The organism is Streptomyces caelestis, from assembly GCF_001279005.1.
GTDB lineage: Bacteria > Actinomycetota > Actinomycetes > Streptomycetales > Streptomycetaceae > Streptomyces > Streptomyces heliomycini.
The window spans coordinates 59536-66921 of sequence record NZ_LGCN01000220.1 but is presented as its reverse complement, the minus strand read 5'-3'; the positions used below and the strand labels follow the sequence as shown (position 1 = coordinate 66921).

The window sequence follows — 7386 nt, the reverse complement described above, 5'->3', positions numbered from 1 at the left end:
TGCGGCCTCTTCGCCGACACCCTCGCCCTGCCCTCCGTCACCATCGACGACCACTTCTTCCACCGCGGCGGACACTCCCTGCTCGCCACCCGGCTCATCAGCCGGATCCGCACCGTCTGGGACACCCGCGTCACCATCCGCGACCTGTTCCAGAGCCCCACCCCGGCGCTGCTCGCCGAGCACATCGCGGCGGGCGGCGGCGGCAACCCGCTCGACACCGTGCTGCCGATCAGGGCGGCGACCGGCCGGGACGCGGACACGGCGCCCCTGTTCTGCGTGCACGCCGTCTCCGGAGTGAGCTGGGGGTATGCCGGACTGCTGCCGCACCTCGGTGCCGACCGGCCGCTGATCGCCCTCCAGGCCCGCCGGCTCGGCGGTACCGAGGGGGCGCCGGGCTCCATCGAGGAGATGGCGGACGACTACCTCGCCGAGATCCGCAAGGTCCAGCCGCACGGCCCGTACCACCTGCTCGGCTGGTCCTTCGGCGGGCTCGTCGCACATGCGGTCGCCGCCCGCCTCGAAGCGGCCGGGGAGGAGGTGGCCCTGCTGGCACTGCTTGACTCCTACCCGCTGCCCGGCGGGTTCCGGGCGCCCGAGATCGACGGCCGGCACGTACTGACCGCGTTGCTCGGCAGCCGGGGCGAGTCGGTACCGGTGCGGTGCGCGGACTCGGTGCCGGACATCGCCGAACTCGCCGAGAAGCTGCGGCAGTCGGACCCGGTTCTCGCCGGTCTGGAGCACGCGCAGGCGGCGGCGGTCGTGGCGGCCGCCCTCGACAACCTCCGGATGCGTTACCGGTACGTGCCGGGCGTCCGCTTCGGCGGCGACGCGCTGTTCTTCGACGCGACGGGCACCCCGGCGGCACAGCCGGGGGCGGCGGCCTGGGCGCCGTACGTGACAGGCCGGATCGAGGAGTTCGCGGTCGACTGCGAGCACGCCCGGATGACCGAGGCGGAACCGCTGCGGGCGGTCGGGGAGGTGCTCGCCCGCCGCCTGCGGCCGGCCCGCATCTGAGGCGCCTCCGGGACGACTGGGACACGGCACGGGCCACCGGGGCCCGTACGGCGGACTCGACGCCGTACGGGCCCCGGCGGCCTGTCCGCACCTCCTCCGCCGAGCACTTCCGTTGCGCCGCCGGCCGCGAACTGCCCGCATACTGCCGCTTCACCAGCCGGATCCGCACCCGGGCGGTACCTAGCGTGGAGGGGTCCGCATGATCGGCCAGACCCAGTGAGCGGTCCGGTCCGGCCCCCAGAGGAAGTCAAGGACATGGTGGATCATTCCGGTTGGCGCGTCGGCGTCGCTTCCGCGCCGATACATCACGGCGAAATTCTCCAGGGCGTCTTTCCGCACCGGGGTCAGCTCACCCGGGGGCTGGTCACGATGCCCTGCACCGTCCACACCACCCAGGCGTCCTTCATCCCCGCCCGGGGCGAGGAGCTGACCGTCTCCCCGCCCTGGAAGACCAAGGCGCGGCGCGCGGCGCAGCTCGCCGTCGAGGCCTGTGTCCGGCCCGGGGACGGGCCGGTCGGCGGGCATCTCGAACTGACCGGCGACGTTCCGCTGTGCCGCGGCTTCGGCTCCTCGACCAGCGACGTGCTGGCGGCTATCTGGGCCGTGCAGGACGCCCTGGTGCGTCCGCTGCGGCCCGAGGACGTCGCACGGATCGCGGTGCGCGCCGAGACGGCCTCCGACTCCCTGATGTTCAAGGAGAGCTCGGTGCTGTTCGCGCAGCGCGAGGGCAAGGTCATCGAGGACTTCGGCTACCGGATGCCGGCCGTGCGGGTCCTCGGCTTCGGCTCCCGGCCCGAGAACGACGGCCGGGGCGTCGACACCCTGGCCCTCCCGCCGGCCCACTACGACCGCACGGAGGTCGGGGTCTTCGCCGAACTGCAGGCGATGCTGCGCGAGGCCATCCACACCAAGGACGTCGCCCTGGTCGGCGCGGTGGCCTCGGCCAGCACCGGGATCAACCAGCGGCACCTGCCCATCCCGCTCCTCGACAGCCTGCGTGCCGTCGAGCGGGAGACCGGAGCTCTCGGCATCCAGACCGCGCACAGCGGGGACATCGCCGGACTCCTCTACGACCGCGACGACCCCGAGGTCGCCGCCCGCACCGAGCACGGCCGGCAACTGCTGCACGACATCGGCATCCACGAGCAGTGGATCTTCACGACGGGTGACTGACATGACCACTTCCACGATTGCGGGTGCCGCGCGGGTGCACGACTCGGTGGTGGACGCCACCGAGCTGCCCCGCATCATCCAGGTGAGCGAGAACCTCTACGCGGCCGCGTTCAGCCTGATGAAGCTGCTGCCCGCACGGTTCATCATCGACCGCGCGGAGGCCGCCGGGCAGCTGCGGCCCGGCACCCGGATCATCGAGACCTCCTCCGGCACCTTCGCGCTCGGCCTGGCGATGGTGTGCCGGCTGCGCGGCTACGGCCTGACCATCGTGGGCGACTCCGCGATAGACCGGGACCTGCGCACCCGGCTGGAGATGCTGGGCGCCACCGTCGAGATCGTCGAGTACGCCGGTCAGCCCGGCGGCATCCAGGGGGCCCGCCTGGCCCGCGTCGAGGAACTGCGCCGGCTGCATCCGGACAGCTTCGTCCCGGGACAGTACGACAACCCCGACAACCCCGGCGCCTACGCGGTGGTGGCCGAACTCATCGGGGGGACCGTCGGCTCGGTGGACTGCCTGGTCGGACCGGTCGGCTCCGGCGGCTCCACCGGAGGCCTGGCCGCCGCGCTGCGCCCCGCGGACCCGGCCCTGCACCTGGTCGGCGTGGACACCCACGGCTCGATCATCTTCGGCGCCCCCGACGGACCGCGCACCCTGCGCGGGCTCGGCAGCAGCATCCACCCCGGCAACGTCCGCCACGCCGCCTACGACGAGGTGCACTGGGTCACCGCGGCCGAGGCCTTCCACGCCACCCACGCACTGTTCCGCACTCACGGCCTGTTCATGGGCCCGACCAGTGGCGCCTCCTTCCAGGTCGCCTCCTGGTGGGCCGCGCGCAACCCCGAGAGCACGGTCGTCATGATCCTGCCCGACGAGGGCTACCGTTACCAGTCGACCGTCTACAACACCGACTGGCTGCGCGAACAGGGCATCGAACCGGCCCCCGCCCCGGGCGGCCCCCTGACCGTCGCCCATCCCCTCGACGCCCCGCCCTCCTGGTCCCGTCTGCTCTGGGCGCGGCGTGGTCTCGACGACGTGATGATGCCGGAGGCGGACGCGTGAACACTCCACTGCTGCTGTTCGTCGAGTCCAACACCACCGGTACGGGGCGCCAGTTCGCGCAACGGGCCCGAGCCCTCGGAGCCGAGCCCGTGCTGCTGGGCGCCGACCCCGGCCGCTATCCCTACGCGGCCGAGGACGAGCTGCGCACGGTCGTCGTGGACACCGCGGACGGCGACGCCCTGTGGGCCGCCGTGCAGCGGCTCGCCACCGGAGCGCGCGTCGCCGGTGTGCTGTCCAGCTCGGAGTACTACGTCGCCACCGCCGCCGAGCTGGCGGCGCGGCTCGGACTGCCCGGTCCCTCGGCCGGCGCGGTGCGCGCCTGCCGGGACAAGTCCGTGCAGCGCCGCACCCTGGCCGAGGCGGGCGTGCCCGTCCCCTGGTTCTCGGTGGCCGGCGAGGCCGCCGAGGCGGTCGCCGCCGCGCAGTGGCGGGGCGGCCCGGTGGTGGTCAAACCGGTGCAGGGCTCGGGCAGCCTGGGCGTACGCCTGTGCCGGAACAGCCGTGAAGTCGCCGCGCACGCCGAGGGGTTGCTGGCCGCGACGGTCAACGAGCGCGGGCTGAGCACGCCCGCCCTGGTCCTCGTGGAGCAGTACCTCACCGGCCCCGAGTTCTCCGTCGAGGTGTTCGGCGAGCACGCCGTGGTGACCGTCGCCAAGCACGTCGGCGCCCCGCCCGTCTTCGTGGAGACCGGCCACGACGTGCCGGCCGCACTGCCCGCCGCCGAGGCCGCCGCACTGGCCGGCAGCGCCGTGCACGCCGTCAAGGCGCTCGGCCTGGGCTGGGGCGCGGCCCACGTCGAACTCCGCCTGGACGGTGGCGTGGCCCGCGTCATCGAGGTCAACCCGCGCCTGGCCGGCGGGATGATCCCGGAACTGGTGCGGCGCGCCCTGGGCACCGACCTGGTCGACGCCCAGGTGCGCGCGGGACTCGGCCTGCCCGTCGACCTCGACGGCACGGCCGACGCCGTGGGCGCGGCCTCCATCCGGTTCCTCACCGCCGGCACCGACGCCGTCCTCGGGGACACGGACGCCGCCGAGGCCGCGGCCCTCGCCGTGCCCGGTGTCGTGGACGCCGCGCTCTACCGCCCGCCCGGCAGCCGCGTCGGACCGGCCGAGGACTTCCGCGGCCGGCTCGGCCACGTCATCGCCGTCGCGGCCGGCCCCGGGAAGTCGGCGCGAGCCGCCGACACCGCCCGCGCCCTCGGCCTGGCCACCGCCCTGGAACACATCTCCACGAAGGAGGCGATGCCGGTATGAGCACGGCACCGCACACCGCACCGGAAGCGGCACACGGCACCGGGGGAGTGGACACCGGACGGCTGCGCACCGCGCTCGACGCCCGCGCCCACCGCATCGTCTACGACCAGTACCGGACCGGCGCCGACGACCCGATCGGGCAGGAGCTGCGGCTGATCAGCGAGGTGGACCGGGCCCACCTGGTCATGCTCGCCGAGCGCGGCATCGTGGACGCCTCCCGCGTGGGGGCCCTCCTGGACACCATCGACGCCCTGCGCGCCGCCGACTTCGCGCCCGTCCGGGACCGTCCCATGCCACGCGGACTGTACCTGGCGTACGAGGGCTGGCTCGTGGACCGCCTCGGCCAGCGGACCGGCGGTGTGCTGCACACCGGCCGCTCCCGCAACGACCTCAACGCCACCACCGTACGGCTCCGGGTACGCGTTCCCCACGCCCGGCTGCTCGCCGAAGTCCTGGAGCTGGCGGACGTCCTGCTGGACCGGGCCGAGCGGTACCGCGACGTGACCATGCCCGCCTACACGCACGGCCAGCCCGCGGTGCCGATCAGTTACGGCCACTACCTGTCCGGGGTCGCCGGCGCGGTGCTGCGTTCGGCCGAGGCGCTGCTCGAGGCGGGGCGGGAGATCGACGTCAACCCGCTCGGCGCCGGGGCCGTCGGCGGCACCTCGGTACCCGTCGACCCGGGCCGCACCGCCGAACTCCTCGGCTTCACCGGGGCGGCGCCGAACTCGGTCGACGCCGTCGCCTCCCGCGACTTCGCGCTGCGCATGCTGTCGGCCGCGGCCGTCCTCGGTGTGCTCATGGCCCGGATCGCCCGCGACCTGACCTGGTGGACCACCGAGGAGTTCGGGCTGTTGCGGATGGCCGACGACCTGGTCGGCTCCAGCTCGATGATGCCGCAGAAGCGCAACCCCTTCCTGCTGGAGCACATCCAGGGCCGTTCCAGTGCCGCCCTGGCCGGCTTCACCGGCGCCGCCACCGCCATGTCCACCGCCGGCTACACCAACGCCATCGCCGTCGGCACCGAGGCCGTACGCCACCTGTGGCCCGGTCTCGCCGGCACCGAGGAGGCGACGACCCTGCTGCGGCTCGTCGTGGCGGGCGCCGAACCCGACCGCGAGCGCATGAGGGCCCGGGCCCGGGACGGCTTCACCTCGGCGACCTACCTCGCCGAACGCCTCGTCCTCGAGGGCATGCCCTTTCGCACCGCCCACCACCTCGTCGGGGAGACCGTCCTCACCGCACTGGACGGCGACCTCCCGCTGTCCGAGGCGGCCCGCGCGCAGCCCGCCGTGGCCGACGCCGCCGCCGGTTACCCCGCCGACTGGCTGGAGCCGGAGACGGTCGCCGCCACCTGCGCCCACGGTGGCGGCCCCGGCGGTGCCGCGCCCGACGCGGCCCTGGCCCGGGCACACCGTGCACTCGGCGCCGCGAGAACGGAGCTGACCGCCCGCCAAGCACGCTGGGCCGCTGCCGCCGCCCGGCTGACCGACGAGGTGGCCAGGGTGATGACGGACCGATGAGCACACCGACCGCCACCGCACCGCGGCTCCGCGGCGGACTGCTGCGCCAACGGGACTTCCGGCTGTTGTGGGCGGGCGAGACCACGAGCCGGTTCGGCAGCAACATCACCGGTGTCGCCATGCCGCTGGTCGCCGTCGTCAGCCTCCAGGCGAGCACCTTCTGGGTGAGCGCGCTGGCCGCCGCGGCCTGGCTGCCCTGGCTGCTGGTCGGCCTGCCCGCCGGAGCCTGGGTGGACCGGCTGCCACGCCGCCCGCTGATGCTGGTCTGCAACCTGGGCTCGCTGGTCCTGCTGGCCGGCGTGCCCCTCGCGGCCTGGCTGGACGTCCTGACCATGACCCACCTCATGGTCGTCGCGCTGCTCACCGGCCTGGCGAACGTCTTCTTCTCCATCGCCTACCGCGTCTACCTGCCCTCCGTCGTCCACCGCGAGGACCTCGCCGAGGCGAACACCAAACTCCAGGGCAGCGAGTCCGCGGCCCAGCTCGCCGGCCTCGGCGCCGGAGGCATGCTGGCCGGAGCGCTCGGAGCGGTCAGCGGTCTCCTCGTCAACGCCGCGACCTTCCTGGCCTCCACCCTGTGCCTGCTCGGCATCCGCAGCGTCGAGCCCCGTCCCGAGACGCCCCCCGCGTCCCGGCCGCTGCGCCAGGACGTGCGCGACGGCCTCCGCTACACGATGGACGACCCCTACCTGCGCGTCCTCACCGCCTACGGCACCGTCACCAACCTGCTGCTCACCGGCTACCAAGCCCTCCTGACCGTCTTCCTGGTCCGCGACCTGGGCGTCGACGAGTCCGCGGTGGGCTGGCTGCTGGCCGGCGCCGGCGTCGGCGGGCTGCTCGGCGCCGTCGTCGCGGGCGCACTCGCCCGGCGTCTCGGTTCCGCCCGCGGCATGCTGCTGTGCAAGTTCGCCACCGCGCCGTTCGGCCTGCTCGTCCCGCTGGCCGAACCGGGGTGGCGGGTCGTCCTGCTCGCACTCGGCGGCGCGGTGCTCGCCCTGGGCGTGGTCTCCGCCAACGTCATCCAGGGCACGTTCCGCCAGCAGTACTGCCCGCCGCACCTGCTCGGCCGGATCACGGCCAGCATGTCGGTCGCCAACTTCGGTGCCATACCCGTCGGTTCGCTGCTCGGCGGCGTCCTCGGCGGCGCGCTCGGCGTACGCCCCGCGCTGTGGCTGCTCACCGGCGGCCTGGCGGTCAGCTCGGCCCTGCTCCTGGTCGGCCCCCTGCGCGCCCACCGCGACCTGCCGACCGAACCACCCGAGGGGCCGGCCCCGGCCCGCAGGCGTCCCGGGGCGGAGCAGGGCGCGGCCGACGGCAGCCCGCGCACCGTCATCGGACACGAAGGGGACGGAGAGTGATC

Annotated in this window: 6 protein-coding genes; all 6 read left to right on the top strand. The window is 74.3% G+C overall.

The annotated features are described in order from the left end of the window. On the top strand, positions 1-1014 hold a 1014-nt coding region (locus ADK41_RS26935; RefSeq protein WP_245174641.1), incomplete at its 5' end, for an alpha/beta fold hydrolase. A gap of 255 nt (positions 1015-1269) precedes the next feature. Beyond that, positions 1270-2187, top strand: a complete 918-nt coding sequence (locus ADK41_RS26930) for a kinase (RefSeq protein WP_037805195.1) — start codon at positions 1270-1272, stop codon at positions 2185-2187. A 1-nt stretch (position 2188) separates the two neighbouring features. Next, positions 2189-3247, top strand: coding sequence for a PLP-dependent cysteine synthase family protein (locus tag ADK41_RS26925; RefSeq protein WP_030834896.1), 1059 nt, complete (start codon positions 2189-2191; stop codon positions 3245-3247). Then, positions 3244-4503, top strand: a complete 1260-nt coding sequence (locus ADK41_RS26920; RefSeq protein ID WP_051843546.1) for an ATP-grasp domain-containing protein — start codon at positions 3244-3246, stop codon at positions 4501-4503. The genes ADK41_RS26925 and ADK41_RS26920 overlap by 4 nt, the downstream gene beginning before the upstream one ends. Then, positions 4500-6026 carry an argininosuccinate lyase gene (locus ADK41_RS26915; RefSeq protein ID WP_051843544.1) on the top strand — a complete coding sequence of 509 codons (1527 nt, stop codon included), beginning with the start codon at positions 4500-4502 and terminating at the stop codon, positions 6024-6026. Before ADK41_RS26920 ends, ADK41_RS26915 begins: the two co-directional genes overlap by 4 nt. Then, positions 6023-7384 (top strand): MFS transporter, encoded by a 1362-nt coding sequence (locus tag ADK41_RS26910; protein ID WP_030834887.1) that lies wholly within the window; start codon positions 6023-6025, stop codon positions 7382-7384. Before ADK41_RS26915 ends, ADK41_RS26910 begins: the two co-directional genes overlap by 4 nt. The last annotated feature ends 2 nt before the right edge of the window (positions 7385-7386 follow it).